The organism is Martinezella calliandrae, assembly GCF_030272695.1.
Classification (GTDB): Bacteria; Pseudomonadota; Alphaproteobacteria; order Rhizobiales; family Rhizobiaceae; genus Rhizobium; species Rhizobium calliandrae.
On the sequence record NZ_JARFYN010000204.1, the window covers coordinates 1 to 483 of the forward strand.

The following is a 483-nucleotide window of genomic DNA, read 5'->3' on the forward strand; positions in this document are numbered from 1 at the left end:
GAAGCGACGATCGCGCGGCAGCGTGGTTATCTTTTGACGCTGCTGCGGGCGATGGTCGCCGATGCAGGCCAGCCGATCGGCCGCATCGACATCCTGCCGCCCGACGAGCGGACCTACCTGCTGGAGGATCTGAACCGGACGCAGGCGCCTTACCCGTCCGATCTATGCATCCACGAGCTGTTCGAGGCGCAGGTGCGCCGCGCCCCCGAAGCCGTCGCCCTCGTCCATGAAGACGAAGAGCTGAGCTATGGCGAACTCAATGCGCAGGCCAACCGGTTGGCGCATCATCTGATCGCGCTTGGGGTCAGGCCGGATCAGCCGGTGGCGATCTGCCTGCAGCGCAGTCCGGCCATGGTGGTCGGGCTGCTGGCGATCCTCAAGGCCGGCGGCGCCTATCTGCCGCTCGATCCGGCCTATCCCAGCCAGCGGCTGATCCAGGTTCTTGAGGATGCAGCACCACAGCTGATGCTTTGCGATGCGGCC

General features: G+C 66.0%; 1 protein-coding gene. It reads left to right on the forward strand.

Going from position 1 to position 483, the window contains the following annotated elements; genetic code table 11:
* A partial coding sequence (locus PY650_RS36745; protein WP_285885022.1) for an AMP-binding protein occupies window positions 1-483 on the forward strand: 483 nt, incomplete at both ends.